The sequence below is a fragment of the Aquabacterium parvum genome, from assembly GCF_001447195.1.
Classification (GTDB): domain Bacteria; phylum Pseudomonadota; class Gammaproteobacteria; order Burkholderiales; family Burkholderiaceae_C; genus Aquabacterium; species Aquabacterium parvum.
The window spans coordinates 1-273 of record NZ_LFRI01000360.1 but is presented as its reverse complement, the minus strand read 5'-3'; the positions used below and the strand labels follow the sequence as shown (position 1 = coordinate 273).

Genomic DNA, 273 nt, shown 5'->3' with positions numbered 1-273 from the left:
CGACGCGCCAGGAGCCCACGCACGCACCGGCACGGACACCTGCTCACCCACTCGGCCCTCGAAAGGCTTGGTGTCCGGAACTGTGAGGGTGAAGAGTTGAACGAGGCCACGGTTATCGAGGCCCTCGATCTGGAGACCCGGGCGGGTGGGGATCACCTCGCCGGTCTTCTTGTTGACGCCACCACCCAGGGTGGTGACTGCTCGAATGGTGCCGGTCAGCGTGAGCATCACAGGCTCCCTTGATCCAGGGCACCGGAACGCTCGATAGCTTCC

The 273-nt window shown here is 64.8% G+C and carries 1 protein-coding gene; it reads right to left on the bottom strand.

The genetic code is table 11. From position 1 onward, the window contains the following. The coding region (locus ABG80_RS13770) for a hypothetical protein (protein ID WP_152987630.1) at positions 1–228 on the bottom strand (228 nt) is incomplete at its 3' end. Positions 229–273: the final 45 nt, after the last annotated feature.